16 protein-coding genes and 1 riboswitch are annotated in these 15,791 nt (G+C 39.6%); of the genes, 8 read left to right on the forward strand and 8 right to left on the reverse strand.

The genetic code is table 11. The features are described from left to right. Positions 1–124 precede the first annotated feature (124 nt). The 3 genes from ACIQCO_RS00005 to katA all read right to left on the reverse strand — a co-directional run bounded on the left by ACIQCO_RS00005 (position 125) and on the right by katA (position 4,426). Positions 125–1,933: a DUF4430 domain-containing protein gene (locus ACIQCO_RS00005; RefSeq protein ID WP_400424220.1), complete on the reverse strand. Its 1,809-nt coding sequence runs from the start codon at positions 1,931–1,933 to the stop codon at positions 125–127. Between the two features lie 135 nt (positions 1,934–2,068). Then, positions 2,069–2,258, reverse strand: a riboswitch (cobalamin riboswitch). 75 nt (positions 2,259–2,333) lie between these two features. Next, a complete protein-coding gene (locus ACIQCO_RS00010; RefSeq protein ID WP_400424223.1) occupies positions 2,334–2,804 on the reverse strand; it encodes a GyrI-like domain-containing protein in 471 nt (156 codons plus the stop codon). 158 nt (positions 2,805–2,962) lie between these two features. Next, a complete protein-coding gene (katA, locus tag ACIQCO_RS00015; protein WP_400424226.1) occupies positions 2,963–4,426 on the reverse strand; it encodes a catalase KatA in 1,464 nt (487 codons plus the stop codon). Between the two features lie 186 nt (positions 4,427–4,612). Between katA and ACIQCO_RS00020 the strand changes: the two genes are divergently transcribed. Together ACIQCO_RS00020 and ACIQCO_RS00025 are read left to right on the forward strand one after the other, a co-directional pair. Further along, positions 4,613–4,816 (forward strand): hypothetical protein, encoded by a 204-nt coding sequence (locus tag ACIQCO_RS00020; protein WP_400424229.1) that lies wholly within the window; start codon positions 4,613–4,615, stop codon positions 4,814–4,816. Then, complete coding sequence (locus tag ACIQCO_RS00025; protein WP_400424232.1) at positions 4,809–5,006, forward strand: YwbE family protein; 198 nt, start codon at positions 4,809–4,811, stop codon at positions 5,004–5,006. The genes ACIQCO_RS00020 and ACIQCO_RS00025 overlap by 8 nt, the downstream gene beginning before the upstream one ends. Positions 5,007–5,051: 45 nt before the next feature. On the opposite strand, the gene ACIQCO_RS00030 is transcribed toward ACIQCO_RS00025, so the two are convergent. The 5 genes from ACIQCO_RS00030 to ACIQCO_RS00050 all read right to left on the reverse strand — a co-directional run bounded on the left by ACIQCO_RS00030 (position 5,052) and on the right by ACIQCO_RS00050 (position 10,701). Beyond that, positions 5,052–5,252: a cold-shock protein gene (locus ACIQCO_RS00030; protein ID WP_400424235.1), complete on the reverse strand. Its 201-nt coding sequence runs from the start codon at positions 5,250–5,252 to the stop codon at positions 5,052–5,054. Positions 5,253–5,375: 123 nt separating this feature from the next. Beyond that, positions 5,376–6,131 carry a Cof-type HAD-IIB family hydrolase gene (locus ACIQCO_RS00035; protein ID WP_400424238.1) on the reverse strand — a complete coding sequence of 252 codons (756 nt, stop codon included), beginning with the start codon at positions 6,129–6,131 and terminating at the stop codon, positions 5,376–5,378. A 142-nt stretch (positions 6,132–6,273) separates the two neighbouring features. Further along, entirely contained in the window at positions 6,274–8,400 is a 2,127-nt protein-coding gene (locus ACIQCO_RS00040; protein ID WP_400424241.1) for a TerD family protein, read from the reverse strand. A gap of 147 nt (positions 8,401–8,547) precedes the next feature. Then, positions 8,548–10,263, reverse strand: coding sequence for an ABC transporter ATP-binding protein (locus tag ACIQCO_RS00045; protein WP_400424245.1), 1,716 nt, complete (start codon positions 10,261–10,263; stop codon positions 8,548–8,550). Positions 10,264–10,395: 132 nt separating this feature from the next. After that, positions 10,396–10,701 (reverse strand): iron-sulfur cluster assembly accessory protein, encoded by a 306-nt coding sequence (locus ACIQCO_RS00050; protein WP_400424248.1) that lies wholly within the window; start codon positions 10,699–10,701, stop codon positions 10,396–10,398. A 223-nt stretch (positions 10,702–10,924) separates the two neighbouring features. Here ACIQCO_RS00050 and ACIQCO_RS00055 point away from each other — a divergent pair, with 223 nt between their 5' ends. From ACIQCO_RS00055 to ACIQCO_RS00080, 6 genes are all read left to right on the forward strand, one after another. Continuing rightward, positions 10,925–11,680 carry an ABC transporter ATP-binding protein gene (locus ACIQCO_RS00055; protein WP_400424251.1) on the forward strand — a complete coding sequence of 252 codons (756 nt, stop codon included), beginning with the start codon at positions 10,925–10,927 and terminating at the stop codon, positions 11,678–11,680. 1 nt (position 11,681) lies between these two features. Then, on the forward strand, positions 11,682–12,440 hold the full coding sequence (locus ACIQCO_RS00060) for an ABC transporter permease (RefSeq protein WP_400424254.1): 759 nt from the start codon (positions 11,682–11,684) through the stop codon (positions 12,438–12,440). A gap of 1 nt (position 12,441) precedes the next feature. Next, on the forward strand, positions 12,442–12,966 hold the full coding sequence (locus ACIQCO_RS00065; RefSeq protein ID WP_400424257.1) for a hypothetical protein: 525 nt from the start codon (positions 12,442–12,444) through the stop codon (positions 12,964–12,966). Positions 12,967–13,092: 126 nt separating this feature from the next. Continuing rightward, complete coding sequence (locus ACIQCO_RS00070) at positions 13,093–13,491, forward strand: PepSY domain-containing protein (RefSeq protein ID WP_400424260.1); 399 nt, start codon at positions 13,093–13,095, stop codon at positions 13,489–13,491. A 187-nt stretch (positions 13,492–13,678) separates the two neighbouring features. Continuing rightward, positions 13,679–14,353: a response regulator transcription factor gene (locus ACIQCO_RS00075; protein WP_400424263.1), complete on the forward strand. Its 675-nt coding sequence runs from the start codon at positions 13,679–13,681 to the stop codon at positions 14,351–14,353. After that, positions 14,350–15,747: a sensor histidine kinase gene (locus ACIQCO_RS00080; RefSeq protein ID WP_400424266.1), complete on the forward strand. Its 1,398-nt coding sequence runs from the start codon at positions 14,350–14,352 to the stop codon at positions 15,745–15,747. The genes ACIQCO_RS00075 and ACIQCO_RS00080 overlap by 4 nt, the downstream gene beginning before the upstream one ends. Positions 15,748–15,791: the final 44 nt, after the last annotated feature.

A 15,791-nucleotide genomic window follows, 5' to 3' on the forward strand; every position in this document is an offset into this window, starting at 1 on the left:
AATTTTATAATTTTATTATAAAACAAAAAAGCAGTTTAAAGGTCGATAAAATCTACCTTTAAACTGCTTAAAAAGTGGACTTTTTCAGTGGCCTCGCTGACAAGCAGAGGGGGCACAAAGGTTTTTACGACTTTCGTTTCCTTTGCTTCATATAAATCACGCTTCCGGCCATCATGAGGAATAAGCCTAATGCCAGTAGGTTATACATATTGGCTGCTGTATTTGGAAGAGTATGGCCCTTCACGGTTTCCTCCGGTTTTTCTTTTTCTATAGAAGGCTCTTCCACTTGTGGGCTTTCCGCTTCAGGACTCTCCACATCAGGTGTCTGTTCTGCAACTAACGGTAAGTGGTACAACGATCCCTTCCCTTGAGCAAAAAGCTGATAGGCCACTAGTGCCTGAAACGCTTGAGAAGTGGTAAAAACATCACTTACATCGCCGCCCTGCCAATCAAAACCGCCATCGGCATTTTGGAACGATAAGAAATACTGAAATAGACTGCTGTTATCACTAGCAAATAATGAAGCATTCGCATCCATTCCTAATGCAGATAAGGCAATAATCACTTGTGCAGCTGTTGAACTGTTATCAATCTTCGCCGCCTTATATTGGGCCGCTAAATATTCAATGGAAGCGTCCACTTTTTCTTTAATTCCTGCTTGGTTCCGATATGGTGCAAGTGCTGTGACAATCATCGCAGTCGTGTCAATGTCACTTGTTGCACTTTCATCCCATGCCCAGCCGCCGTCTGCGTTTTGTCTTTCAGCTAGATAGTTTACCAGCTTATCTTGAGTCCACAAAGCATCAGCTGGAACGGAGAATTCCGCACTATCCAAGGCAATCAATGCATAGGAGACACCAATTAATCCTTGTTTTGTGACATTTCCATTGTAAATGGCTTGAACTAGGTCATAGCCTTCGATATTTGTTGGGTCACCGCCTGCTGCCAGAATTCCCAGTACATACCGCTCTGTATCCGTGATGCGCGTGAATTTTCCTTCTCTTTCTTTGACAAGCGCTTTAACAGCTTCCAGATAGCTCGCAGGAATTGTTTTCCCAGCCTGTTTTAGGGCAACCGCTTCCCATTCACCGATTTGAGATTTTAAAACATATTGGCTCACAGCGTCAACAGCAGCTTGAAGATCGGCATCGGAAACCGTCCCAGCTGGAGAGTTTGGGTTTGGATTTGGTTGTCCATCCCCGCCAGCTCCGCCATCCGCCGGAACATCCTGCCATGATTCCAACTGAAAGCTTATTTGGTTACCCGATTTAAGGGCGTAGCTGTCTGCACCAACAGATGCCATTTGGCCATCAATATAAAATGCCCAGTAATTTGTCCCTTCTGCTTCCAGTCCATTAATTGACGTAATCATCTTCCCGTATTGTGATTCGCTAAAGCCAACCTTTTCCGGACCAAGTGCCACTTGTAAAAGTTGAAAGGCAGTCGGAGTGCCGATCACTTCAATATCGGGTAGATTATTGACAATCTTTTTATCTCCATCGACGACCTTGAGCGAAACCATACTTTCTGGGGTTTTTGTCCAATCCGAAAGACGGAAGGTTAATTTGTCACCATTATGGACGATATAGTTATCGGCACCAACCTGGGCAGAGACGCCGTTAATAAAGAAAGCCCAAAAATGAGTTCCTTCAGCCTTTTCCCCCTTAATCGCTGTTAACATTTTTCCATATGTAGTATCAGTAAACTCAATATTGCTTTCTCCTACTGCATTAACTAAGGCTTGGGTTGCAGTCTTACTTTCGCCGAATTGAACTGTTGTTTCCGGTAAAAGCGGATTAGCTGCATCTGTCCCAATAACAGTAATCGTGCCCTGTTTCTCTTGATTCGCTGCTAAGGCAGGCGTTTGGAATCCGCTTGTAAAAAGCGCAAACACTAGCAGCAGAACCATTGCTAGATTTTTTCTGTTGTTCATCTTTGTCTGACATCCCTTCATTATTAAAATCACCACAAAAAAAATCCCCCAAAAAGGAGGAGGAGTGTCATCTAGTTAAGTGTTGGAAACGAAAAAAACCGCTTCTATTCTTAACACTCTCCTATCCGCGTAGGCTGTTGGTGTCAAAAACAGGCAGGTTTCCTGGCTCATGATCATCGCAGTCTATGTCTTCCCATCCTCTCGACAGTGACATGTTATAGGCTGCTCCCATTTACAGTGGCGGGACCGCGTTGGCTTCTACCAACTTCCCTATTAAGCTTGAAGTCTTTTGAAAGTCTTCAGCACCTGTTTTTTTCATCATATTTTTTATTGGTTAACCCTATTATTCTATAAACTAAGAAATTTGTAAACATCATATGGCTAATAACAGCGTCAATGGCTATTTTTCATACACTTTAACTGGTAAATAAATTTCAAAATGCAGATCTTCAGTCAGATTTTGGAATTTATGCTCTTCTTTATAGATTTCAAGACATAATGCGTGGTGATCTTGGTCATAGCCGTATTCATTCATCCATTGGTACATGCGAAGATATGTATTTTCAACATCCTCTATCCTGCCTTTATGAACGCAGAAGACATAATTTTTACGTGGAATCGTAAAACCAACCATACCATCCGGAATTTCATCAATTACATCAACAGGAGTTGTAACATAATAGGTAATCTCTGTTTCCCTTATATGAAATGGCGCAATCAACATTTCTTCTTTCTTTTGATAAGATACCTCTTTAATACGTTCCTTCAATTTAGTAAAAAGACTTGGAATCTTTTCCATCTGATCGTAAGTACCATTCCAGGGTATTCCTACTACGTTCATCTCTTCTTTTTCAACCACTTGGATAGCCAAGCAAATCCCCCCCTTTTTATCTATCATATTTCTATAATTCTAATAATATCCCCAAATATCCTGCAAAGAAAATTCGACGAAAAAATCAAATTAATAATTTTTAAATAATTAAATGGAAAAAACAAGCAGCCCGCATCAATAGGCTGCCTGTGTAAGAATTATTTTAAAATACTTTGTGGAAGCGATAAATTTAAGCCTTTTGCCACCCGTTCGCCATACTCTGGATCCGCTTTATAAAAATGCTGAATTTGACGAAGCTTAATGTCATCTCTCTCAACTGGCTTCATCGCTCCGACGACTGTTTCAACCAAACGGGCTCGTTCTTCTTCTGACATCAAACGGTAAAGGTCACCCGCTTGCGTGTAATGATCGTGTTCATCATATGAAACCTGTTCAGCCACACCTGTAACCTGGAAGGCCGTCTGTTTATACTCAGGTGCTTCCTTAGGTCCGCCATAGCTGTTTGGTTCATAATAAACCGAACCGGCGCCATTATTGTCAGAACGCATCGCACCATCGCGTTGATAGTTGTTAACTTCCACTTTTGGCCGGTTAATTGGAAGCAAGTTATGGTTCGGTCCGACACGGTAACGGTGTGCATCGGAATAAGCGAAAATACGGCCTTGGAGCATCTTATCCGGCGATGCTTCAATACCGGGCACCATCGTTCCAGGTGAGAATGTTGCCTGCTCCACCTCTGCAAAGTAGTTCTCAGGGTTACGATTTAGCACCATTCGGCCTACCTCAATTAACGGATAATCTTTATGTGACCAGACCTTTGTGACATCAAATGGATCAAAACGGTACGTTTCGGCATCTTCAAATGGCATGATTTGCACGTGCAACCTCCATGCCGGGAAGTCACCCTTTTCAATCGCATTAAACAAATCTTCAGTATGATAATCCGGGTTTTCACCAGCCAATTTGCCTGCAACCTCATTCGTCATGTTTTTGACGCCCTGCTCCGTTTTAAAGTGATATTTGACCCACAAGGCTTCCCCGTCCTCATTCACCCATTTGAAGGTATGGCTGCCATAGCCATTCATATGACGAAGTGAAGCAGGTATTCCGCGGTCACCCATTAAGTATGTAACCTGGTGTAACGATTCAGGTGATAAGGACCAGAAATCCCAGATGGCATTCGGATTTTTCAGATGCGATTTTGGATCTCTTTTTTGCGTATGAATAAAATCAGGAAATTTAATCGCATCACGAATAAAGAAAATCGGGGTGTTATTTCCGACAAGATCATAGTTTCCTTCTTCTGTATAAAACTTCACTGAAAAGCCGCGTGGATCCCGTACCGTATCCGCCGAACCCAATTCTCCCGCTACAGTTGAGAAGCGAATAAACATGGGGGTCCGCTTTCCCACCCCATTAAATAATTTGGCCTTTGTGTAGGTTGACATGTCATTTGTTACTTCGAAGTACCCGTGAGCCCCTGCACCTTTAGCATGGACCACACGCTCTGGTACACGTTCACGGTTAAAGTGTGCTAATTTCTCAATTAGATGTACGTCTTGAATCAATGTTGGTCCTCGCATTCCTGCTGTCATTGAATTCTGGTTATCACCGACTGGAGCTCCTGTTCCCGTTGTTAACTGTTTGTTTTCTTTACTCATTACCTCACCTCGTAAACTATTTTTTTAACATGTACCCGCTACTACATAAGTATTAAAAATAACGGATGTTATTCCAAAATTACCGAATAAGGTCCTTAAATTTTTGTGTTAATTAGGAGGATCGATTTTTAATAAATAAAAAAATAGTTTATACTGGACATAATACTGTTTATAGGAGGATTTTATATGAGTGAATCTAATCAATCAAAGCAAAATGAGGAACCTAAGAAGAAAATCAGCTTACAAGAAGCGATGAAACAGCAGCTTGAAAATAAGAAAAACAAAGCAGCAGCCGGAAATGCAAACGCAAATGGCTCACAGGCAACCAAAAAGCTGCAAAGCCAGCAAACGAAAAAAGTGAGTAATTCTCGGAGAAAAATGGGTGTCTAACGGGCAAAATAGGAAAGACATTCTCCCTGGAGCTTCTGTCAAAATCGTTCTAAAAGCAGATCAAAAAAGTGGCAAACTTACAGCTGGGGTCGTTAAGGACATATTAACCAAGTCCAGCTTTCACCCCCACGGTATTAAAGTAAGACTGACAGATGGACAGGTTGGCAGAGTGAAGGAAATCAATCATTAATGAAAAAAACAGACTCCATGTTCTAATGGAGTCTGTTTTGGTAAATTATGCTTTATGGACATTTACCGCTTGTGGTCCGCGTTGGCCGTTTTCGATATCAAACGTTACCTCTTGACCCTCGTCCAAGGATTTATATCCTTCTCCTTGAATTGCAGAGAAGTGGACGAATACATCCTCGCCGCCTTCACGCTCAATAAAACCAAAACCTTTTTCACTGTTAAACCATTTTACTTTACCATGTTCCATTCCTTTGTAGCCTCCTAGCATGTAACAATTACATGATTTTGCAAATTATACTTGCTCAATTATTTTTACCAATCAACTAATCACTTATACACTGCAAATTGGAAAATATGATGAAAAAATTTTTTATGATTGAATGACCCATCTGTGGATTGCGTTTGCAACTCCATCTTCTTCGTTAGTTGTAGTAACCCAGTCTGCTGCCTTCTTCACTTTCTCTTGTGCATTTCCCATCGCTACACCAAGTCCAGCTTCCGTAATCATCGCCAGATCATTTAAACTGTCACCAACGGCCATGACATTTTCCATTGCGATTCCAAGCCGGTTACAAACAATTTTCAATCCATTTGCTTTGTTAATTCCAGCAGGATTTACCTCGATGTTTTTCAAAGTTGAATTACTTAGTTCAAATTCACCTCTAGCTTCAAGCTCACGTAAAATTAGTCCTCTAGTTTCATCATCTTCAATATTAAATCCAAATTTCAGCCATTCAATCGTATGTATATCTTCTGGCATTTCATCATGCCAATTTTGCTCTGTACTTATCGCCCAAAATTTTGTCTTATGCTCACGGGTTAGATTCCACATCCATTCCACAAGCTCCGATTTCACCAAATTCCTCTCGACCAGCTCCCGTTTATCGTCCCAGATTTCACTGCCGTTAACAGTTACCAAATAGGAACTAAGCTCTAGCGCATCGGCGTGCTCCCGGCAGGTAAGCAATGATCTTCCTGTGCTAAGCACAACAAATATTCCCCTATCCTGTGCAGCCTTGATTGCTTGCCGGTTTGCCTCCGTTATCTGTCCTTTGTTATTTAAGAGTGTGCCATCCATATCGAGGGCAATAAGCTTAATTGGTTTCTCCATTTTGTCTTTTTCCATCTGCGGCAACTTACTCCTTTCATCCTTTTCCTATCTAGGTTAACACTTTCTATTGTTATTTTTCAAAAATGCCGTTTGACTTTACATAACATATTTATATTAAACTTATAAAAAGACTGCGAAAAATTCGCAGCCTTCCTTGTCATATTAAATATTCAGCGATAATTTTTTCGATATCGAATGGGGTGATTCCTTCCTTAACGGAAAAAATCGTATCAGCCTCTTCTTTCTCAATAATCAATTCCCCTCGGGCATGTGCATGAAGCTCGAACAATTGATAAAGATTTGGTTTCACTAATGAAGTCATTGCCTTACACGTGGCGGTGATTCCCGTTAAATTGCCTTCAATATTGTTGAAGTAATCCGGATGGCTTCGAAGTGCCAGGTCTGTCCAGATTACTTTTCGTTCCGCGAGATCTAATATCACTGGTATGCAAAATGTAGTATCACCGGCAACATCAATTTTATCGACCACTGTTTTTGGTTCGAAAATTTCGCCAAAATTCGGCTGCTTACGACTCATCCAGCCGGCAAAGCATTCAGGCATATCACAAAAGGCATGTTCCGTATAGGAGATGATATCCATCACCACATACCTGCCGCTGTTAGCCAGAACACTTGGGATGTCTAAATCAATGAACTCGCAGGCACCATTTGGAGCGCTTGTGATATCACCGGAGTGGACAGCATTGTACTTGGCAGAACGAAGATTCGTGTAGGAAATATGCTCAAGATACTGCCAATTCTCATCAAATATGACTGCTGACAAATCAATATCCACCCGGCCAGTCGGTACGCCCTTAATCATTCCTTCTTTCCACCAAAGAAAGAAACGGATGGTATCGCCAATCGGCATATCCAATTTGCTGCCGCGGACGAGTGTGCGCAGTGCTTTCGAAGCAGAACGCTGTGAAAATGGCACGAGATAATTTCGCAACTCCTTATCCAGAACAATTTTTCCAAGTCTCGGAAGCTGAGAGAATCGGTTAATTAGTGTTGTTTCAATCAAGGCAGCGAGTTGCTCACAAACCGATTCCTCGAGTACATCTAGTTCATTACTTATGGCAACTGCTTTCTGTACATTACCTTTCGGGAAGAAGACCCGGATGTCCGTTGGTATACTGCGCTGTTTGAAATGAGCAAGGACTTGCATAAGAACCGGCGTTGATACAGTATTCACTACTGCTCCAAACTCATTTATTACCGGCACGACATCATCTGAAATCCGCAGAAGATGATCCAGTCTTCTCGCAAACTCACCTGGGCGTGTTTTAAGCAGGGAAACGGCTGTAAGCACATCCTTATTAAGCAAAGACCCTTCAACCTTTCCGCCGAACGTTGTAAACGGAATATTATTACGGATAATGTCAAATGCTCGGTTAACATTTTTATAGCGGATTTTATACTCGGCAGGATGGAGCCTTTCACCAAGCCGCTTCCACATTTCCTTATGGCGAATCATGTCTTCAGTGAGATTGCCGCAACCTTCTAAAAGGCTAAGGAGCAGCCGCCGTTCCGGCCGTTTGAAATTCTTAAAACGGGTGCTGCTCGCTAAGCTAACATCCCCGTCTGAAAGGGCAGCTGCTAAACGAAGCACATCCGTTGCCGTCTTAAAATAACGAGAAATGACAGCTGCATCAGCTTTATCATTTTTCAAAAGTTGCGCCACTACAAAGCCAATATTCTCTTTTAACGGAATTTCATCTGGTAAAATCAAACTTACGTCAGTGATATTTTCAATGGTCCAGGCAACATCACCCTTATCTACTACTGAGATGCTCGTTTTCGCAGCTATCAATTGTCGAATGATTTCCAGGAATTCTTCCTCTGCAGCAAGTCCAATTACCTTTAAATCTGGTTCTTCGATGAGCGGGAATCGTTCCTCCACTTTGTATTTAGGAAGACCTTCATTCTGAAAGCTTATCCCTGATACATCATGAACGAAAGCAGAACAATAGTGAATAACTGCATTTAGATAAAGGTCGACATTCTCGATTTCCATCACCTGCGACGGAAAATTCGGATACATGGGCTGAAATGTCCGATGTGCACCAACCATTTCTTTAAGGTCTTGGACCAATCCTTTGTAAAAATCGATAAAGTCAGCATCAGACATCGTCCGGACTGCCTTGATTAATTCTGGTGAAAACGTGTAACCTAAATTTTCAATATTTTTTAGCGCAGTCGCTAAATAATTATCGGGAAGCACACTATGCCCGCTAGTAAGAATGAGCTTATTTTTTCTACGTAATAGAATTGAATTTTTCATCACACATCATTCCTACTCTAGTTTATTTTTGGGCAAAAAAAAATCAGGAAAGCGATACCTCTAAATATCCCTTAAATAGATGAAGAAGGAAGAAGTATCATAGCCTGATAATCTAAGTATACCATACTGCATGCATAAAAAATAAAATTATCGCTGAAATTGGACGCGATGAAGATTGGCAAAAATACCGCCTTGTTCAATCAGCTCATCATGTCGGCCTTCTTCAGCAATCCCGTCCTCGGTCACGACAATAATCCGGTCAGCATTCCGTATTGTTGCCAGTCTGTGGGCAATAATAAGTGTGGTTCTGTTTTGGGCAAGCTCTGTCAGCGCTTCTTGAATCACCATTTCTGTTTCGGTATCAAGAGCGGATGTCGCTTCATCCAATATCAAGATAGGTGGATTTTTTAGAAACATCCTTGCAATCGCAAGCCGTTGCTTCTGGCCGCCTGAAAGCTTGAGTCCTCTTTCTCCAATCTGCGTCGCGTAGCCATCCGGCAAAGAAGCAATAAACTTTTCAAGATGTGCCCTGCTTGCCGCCACAGCAATTTCTTCATCTGTGGCATCCTGTTTTCCATAGGCAATATTTTCACGAAGTGTCCCTGTAAAAAGAAACACATCCTGTTGAACGATACCGATTTGGGAACGGAGCGATTTTTTGGTCATATCGCGAATATCGAGACCATCAATATAAATGCCGCCGCCATTCACATCGTAAAATCTTGGAATCAACGAGCAAATCGTGGTCTTCCCTGCCCCCGACGGCCCTACAAAAGCAACCGTCTCACCAGCACGAATATTCAAATTAATATTTTCCAAAACAGACTTATGGTTATCATATCGAAAAGACACTTCATCAAAAACGATATTCCCATTAAGTAACCCTACTTCAACCGCATCCTCTGTATCCTGGACCTCAGGCTCAGAATCAATCAGATCAATAAACCGTTTAAATCCCGCCATTCCTTTTGGATACAATTCCATAATGGCGCTGATTTTATCAATCGGTTTAAAAAGTACATTGACATAAAGGACAAAACCGACAAGTTCCCCGTACGTCAACTGATCGGAGAATCTCAGCCATGCACCGTAAACGAGAACGACAATCGTAATCAACCGTGTCATCATATAAATACCGGAAAGACTATAGGACATCACCCGATACCCGCCAAGCTTAGCGCCGCGGTACCTCTGATTATTCTTTTTAAATCTAGCAATCTCAAATTCTTCGTTTGTAAACGATTGAACCACACGGCTGCCGGAAACACTGTCCTCAACGCGGGCGTTGACATCGGCGATACTGGAATACATTTGGCCCCAAGCTTTGTTCATTTTTAAATTGCAGAAGACAACCAATAGGATTAAAAAAGGCAGAATCACTACTGCAACCAGTGCTAATTTTACGTTGATCGTCAGCATAATCCAGAAAGCGCCAATAAAAGTCATTAGCGCGATGAATACATCCTCCGGTCCATGGTGGGCAAGCTCACCGAGATCGAACAGGTCATTGGTTATTCTGCTCATAATATGCCCCGTTTTCGTATTGTCAAAAAACCGGAATGATTGTTTTTGGACATGCTCGAACAGCTCTTGCCTCATATCTGTTTCAATATTGATTCCGAGCTTATGGCCCCAATAATTCACAATAAACTGCAAGAAGGTACTCAAACAATAAACAAGTAAAAGTCCGATGCTGACTGTGACAATCGCATGCCAATCTCCCCCGGGCAGCAGTTTATCAATAAACCATTGCACCGCAAGCGGAAAGGCTAATTCCAGCATGGCTACGATGACTGCACTGATAAAATCCAAAATAAATAGCCTTCTATGCGGTCGATAATAAGAAAAAAAACGCCGAATCATAAATTATCTCCTTTTTTCTAAGATAGCAATACTAGGATTATATGAGAAAGAGGCGGACAATTTCAAGTTTTTTGAAAATATTACATTCAAAAAAAGCGCTTGGCTTTAAAAAGATGCCAAGCGCTTAATATTTTAATGGTGGTGATGGTGGCTGCCTTTTGTTGGATTGGTGATTAACCATTCCTCTTTCGGGACGTGAAAATATTGAATCCAAATACTATTTAAATTTTCATCATTTTTATCGAGAATAAAATCAATTTCTCGATCACTTTTGACGACCACATCATTTTCTGTTGGCGTATCGAGCATCAAATCATAGTGTGCATGATCTCCGTGAATACTTGTGACATAAACTCGGAACATTTTCCCTTGAGCTTCTTCTTGTTCCAACATTTTTTGCAGCGCTTTAGCCGCATGACGGTTAATTTTGACTTTCATCTTATGCTCTCCTCTTTCTATGTATTCATTATCATTATCCCACGGTTTTTATAAAATAGACAATTTAAAGTGATGGATCTGTCAACGTCGAATTTTGTCCATCAACTAATTATTAGAATTCTTTAATCATTATCTAACGAAAATTTTAACTTCCACTAAAGCTTGCTTAAATGATAGAAGTTATGATTACTAGAGTAAATCTTTAAAAAAGAGGTGGGTTAATATGATAAAAACGAAACAATTACGAAAAGTTTATGATAACGGATTTGAAGCGGTAAAAAATCTCAGTTTACATGTAAATAAAGGAGATATTTACGGGTTTCTTGGTCCTAATGGTGCAGGTAAAACGACCACCATTCGCATGCTGATAGGTTTGATCGAACCAACTAGTGGAGACCTCGATGTGAGTAACTTAAATGTAAAAAAGAAAAGTGAAGAAATCAAAAAACACATTGGTGTTTTGCCTGAATCACACGGGTACTATGAGTGGATGACTGGTGAGGAGTACCTTCAATTCTTTTCTGCCCTGCACAATATTAATAAAAAGCAAAGTAAGGAAAAGGTTGCTGAACTCTTGGAATTAGTGAGTTTGTCAGCAAAAGCTGATGTAAAGATTTCTCAATATTCAAGAGGGATGAGACAACGATTGGGCATTGCTCGAACACTTATACATGACCCTGAAATAATTTTTTTAGACGAGCCTACTTTGGGGTTAGACCCACAGGGACAAAAGGATATTGAGAAAATCCTTCTCCATTTAAATCAAGTAAAAGGGGTTACCATTTTTATCACATCGCATTTATTAAAAGATATTGAAAAGATTTGTAATCGGGTCGCGATTGTCAAGACAGGTACCCTCATCGAAGAAGGTTCCGTTAAAGGGTTGATGGACAAGTATAAAAGGGAAATTCATAAAGATGACCTTTCATTGGAAGATGTATTTTTCCATCTCACCACAGATGTTAAGGGGGAACAATAACATGTTTTTTGCCTTAGTGAAAAAAGAAACAAAAGAACATATTTTCTCACGAAAAGGGATCGGTTTTTTATTCGTTGTCTCCTTATTAATGAGTGTCCTTTCGTTTAGTTTTATCAGTGTGAAAGAATTAAGTCTATTAGATCAACCTACCGTTGTCATGACGATGCTAAAACTCTTACTTGGAATTAATATATTGATTTCAATGGTCATTGGCTCAACAATGATTGCTGGTGAAAAAGAAAAAGGTACTTTAGAAAGCTTGTTGTTAACGCCCTTAACCAAGAGAAACATCATGCTAGCAAAGCTTTCTGCGATTCTCATTTTTTGGTTAATTGTTACATTGGTGTCTTTACCATATTTATTTGTATTGGCGTATCAAGCTAACATATTCCCTACTATCCTCCTTTATTTATATGGGATTGGAACCGTTTTGATTATATCGTTCTCATCCATTGCGTTGATTCTTTCAACCATCTTGGTCTCGACGAAAAATGCGATGATTTTGGCGATAATGGCTTTCTTAATAACAGCGATTCCGATGTTTCTATCAACAACAATGAAAAAATCAGGCTTAGCAAAGGGCATAAGTGAAAATAGTCCTATCTCTGCTAGTATGAAAGCAATGAAAGATATTTTTATCAACAAACTTGCTTCTTCCCAAGTATTGATTGAACTAATACCTGTGTTCATTTTCTTCCTTCTAACATTATTTATCGCATTAGTTATTGCGAAGAAAGTGGATTTTTTAAGGGGTGAATAACATGAAAAAATATATGACAATCTTACTTTTCCTTTCGGTTCTATTAATTTTCAATACTGGAATTGCCAGCGCACAAAGCAAATCAAATTTTACTATTGAAATCCTTTCCCCTACCAAAGTAGCTGAGTATCCTGGGAAAGAGTTGAAGATAAAAGTTAAAATTACCAATACTACTGATAATGAAATAAAAGATATTTTCACCTACATTACGATGGCAAATTTATCAAAGAACTGGACGGTAAATTTGGAGGACTATAGTGCCGATCAACCGGTTACAATCGGAACGATGAAGCAGCATGAGGAAAAAATTGTGAATCTGCCTATTCAGTTGGTCTATACCGCTGATTATTACTTATATACAACGGTTGTATCCAAAGAGAATCATGTGATTACTTCAAGTGATGCCATACCGGTGAAAATAATTGGCAATACAAAGATTGTGCCACTTCAAGTACAGATCGTTTCCATTGTAATGCCGTTGCTATTATTATCTTTGTTACTCCTTGCCATGAAAAGAAAAAGATAATCAATCCATTAGAAATTTCTAATATATTTATTACCTGATTTTAACTGCTTTCAAATAAGAACATAATTAAGCAGGGTTAATATAGAGATTGTAAGACATGCTTTTAAAAATAAGGAGGAAATGAACATGATTGGAACAAAAATTTTAGCATCAGTATTAGCTTTAGGCGTTGTTGGCGGAGGAGCAGTTGGTACCAATTTAGTGAAACCTGCTGCAGCCGTAAGCCAACAAGAAAAGGCTAAAGAAGAAAAACAAGATCCAAATGAGCAAGCAAAATTGCAAAAAGAAGCGGCCATTACTGGTGAACAAGCAACAAACACTGTTTTACAAAAATATACGGATGGTACTGTTAAGGAAGTAGAATTAGAAGATGAAGATGGCACTGTCGTTTATGGAGTGCATGTAGTATCCAAAGACGGGAAAAGCTTTGATGTAAAAGTTGATGCAAAAACTGGAAAGATCACGAAATCAGAAGATGATAGTAAGGATGAACAAGATAACGGGAAAGAAAGCGAAAACGACTAACATTCTTCCTAGTTATGAAAATCGAGCATACCTATACGAGAAGTTGAAATTGAACTCCCTTTTACATTCCGTGAAAGGGAGTTTCCTGTCTACTGAAGAGCGTCCTGATTTTCAGATTTAATTCCCATTGTTGTGATAAACTAATTTTATTACATGACTCATAAACACGCACGTAGGAGCGATACTAGTGAAGAGAATTTTATTAATAGAAGATGAAGAAAAGCTAGCTAAATTTATTGTTCTGGAACTGCAATATGAAGGTTTTTCAGTGACGGTTTCGAATGATGGCAGAGAAGGTCTAGAGATAGCCTTACAATCAAATTGGGACCTAATCTTATTAGATCTTATGCTCCCAGGGCTAAGCGGTATAGAGGTGTGCCGAAGAGTAAGAGCTACGAAAGATACACCTATTATCATGTTAACAGCCAGGGACAGCGTTATGGACCGAGTATCCGGCTTAGATAGTGGTGCCGATGATTATATTCCTAAGCCATTTGCCACTGAGGAATTGTTAGCACGGATACGTGTCATCTTTCGCCGTGCAGAAAGGGACAAGCAACAGCATTCCACACTTACCTTTCGTGAAATAGAAGTCGACACAATGGCTCGAACTGTAAAACGTGGCGAGGTTGAAATTGAACTGACCAAAAAGGAATATGATTTACTGATCATTTTTCTTCAGAATATTGGTCTCGTGCTGACGAGGGAGATGTTATTAGAAAAAGTATGGGGGTACAATGTTGAAGTTGAAACCAATGTTGTAGATGTTTACGTTAGTTATTTAAGAAACAAACTTCACACATCAGATGGCGAGCAATTTATAGAAACAGTAAGAGGAATTGGATATGTGATTCGAAAATGAAAAGGATTTCTAATCTTCCCATCAAGTATAAACTTGTATTATGGTCCTCCCTGCTTTTATTTATTTCATTCGTCTTATACAATATCCTGCAATATTCCGTTTTAAATAGTTGGATGCTTACGGAAGAAAACAATGTAATCGAGCAAAAGATGAAAGAAACAAAAGCCTATTATCACGAACATTCGAAAACCAATTCACTAACAGAACAGGATATTTATTCAAGCAGTGATTACATTGAAAGACTAAGTGGAAATCACCAAATGATCCGTATTCTAAATTCCAAGGGGAAAACGCTCATTTCGGCATCTCAAGATGTTCCTGATGAAAACATTCCTTCAAAAATGGTCCAAACGGAAGAGTTTGACCAAATAAAAACAAATGACAATCGGTTTCTTGTTCTACGCAGTCCTCTATTACTGAATAACGGCACAGGAACAATCGAGATTATTCAAAGTATGGAGATTTTTGATGGACTCCTAAATAAATTTATCGTTGTCATGCTTATAGCTGGTTTGGGATCCATCGTTTTAAGCGGCATTGGTGGGGTTATTATCGCAAAACAATTATTAAAATCGGTAAAAAACATCCTCCATACGATGAAAAAAATTCAGAAAACTGGATTACACGAAAGAGTACCTTCCAATGGCATAAAGGATGAAATTACAGAAATAGGCGAATTATTCAACCAGACAATGGATAAGCTCGAAGAATCTTTTTTGCAGCAAAAACAATTTGTCGAAGACGCGTCACACGAGCTTCGCACACCGATTGCCATTATTCGAGGGAATCTTACCATGCTAAAACGCTGGGGGAAAAACGATCCTAAACTACTTGATGAATCAATAGATTCAACTATAGAGGAAGTCAAATATTTGAGTGATCTTGTTTCAGAGCTCTTAGAACTTTCTAGGGCGGAATCTGAAAGACAAAAAGAACAAATTGAATGGATAAATCCAATTCCAGTATTCGAAAATGTTCTTAGAAATTTCAAAAACCTCCATAACGATTTTGAGTTTATTCTCGACATGAAAAATTTAGAAGGATGTTTAATCGCCATTCAACCTAGACACTTGGAGCAAATATTGGTCATATTATTGGATAATGCCGTCAAGTACTCGAAAGATCAGAAATGGATCAAATGCTCGATTCAGAAAAAGGATCATTTTGTGCAAATTGAAATAGAGGATAATGGTATAGGTATTCCTAAACAAGACATTCCTATGGTCTTGAATCGCTTTTACCGCGTAGATAAAGCAAGAAGTAGAAAACAAGGAGGCTACGGCTTAGGATTAGCGATAGCAAAACGTTTAATAGAAAAATACAAGGGCTCCCTCATCATTGAAAGTGAAGTGAATAAAGGAACGACTGTTATTTTAAGGCTAGTTTCAAATTAATTTTTTTAATTCAAAGCGGCACGAACCATTAATGGTTCGTTCCG

It is taken from the genome of Neobacillus sp. NPDC093127 (assembly GCF_044754175.1).
In the GTDB taxonomy this organism is placed as follows: Bacteria; Bacillota; Bacilli; order Bacillales; family Cytobacillaceae; genus Neobacillus.

Bases quoted from the DNA above. Each gene is read 5' to 3' on its own strand.
- ACIQCO_RS00065 (WP_400424257.1), top strand. From the start codon at position 12,442: ATGAAAAAATATATGACAATCTTACTTTTCCTTTCGGTTCTATTAATT.
- katA (WP_400424226.1), bottom strand. From the start codon at position 4,426: ATGAGTAAAGAAAACAAACAGTTAACAACGGGAACAGGAGCTCCAGTC.
- ACIQCO_RS00055 (WP_400424251.1), top strand. From the start codon at position 10,925: ATGATAAAAACGAAACAATTACGAAAAGTTTATGATAACGGATTTGAA.
- ACIQCO_RS00035 (WP_400424238.1), bottom strand. From the start codon at position 6,131: ATGGAAAAAGACAAAATGGAGAAACCAATTAAGCTTATTGCCCTCGAT.
- ACIQCO_RS00040 (WP_400424241.1), bottom strand. From the start codon at position 8,400: ATGAAAAATTCAATTCTATTACGTAGAAAAAATAAGCTCATTCTTACT.
- ACIQCO_RS00005 (WP_400424220.1), bottom strand. From the start codon at position 1,933: ATGAACAACAGAAAAAATCTAGCAATGGTTCTGCTGCTAGTGTTTGCG.
- ACIQCO_RS00080 (WP_400424266.1), top strand. From the start codon at position 14,350: ATGAAAAGGATTTCTAATCTTCCCATCAAGTATAAACTTGTATTATGG.
- ACIQCO_RS00060 (WP_400424254.1), top strand. From the start codon at position 11,682: ATGTTTTTTGCCTTAGTGAAAAAAGAAACAAAAGAACATATTTTCTCA.
- ACIQCO_RS00050 (WP_400424248.1), bottom strand. From the start codon at position 10,701: ATGAAAGTCAAAATTAACCGTCATGCGGCTAAAGCGCTGCAAAAAATG.
- ACIQCO_RS00070 (WP_400424260.1), top strand. From the start codon at position 13,093: ATGATTGGAACAAAAATTTTAGCATCAGTATTAGCTTTAGGCGTTGTT.
- ACIQCO_RS00045 (WP_400424245.1), bottom strand. From the start codon at position 10,263: ATGATTCGGCGTTTTTTTTCTTATTATCGACCGCATAGAAGGCTATTT.
- ACIQCO_RS00030 (WP_400424235.1), bottom strand. From the start codon at position 5,252: ATGGAACATGGTAAAGTAAAATGGTTTAACAGTGAAAAAGGTTTTGGT.
- ACIQCO_RS00020 (WP_400424229.1), top strand. From the start codon at position 4,613: ATGAGTGAATCTAATCAATCAAAGCAAAATGAGGAACCTAAGAAGAAA.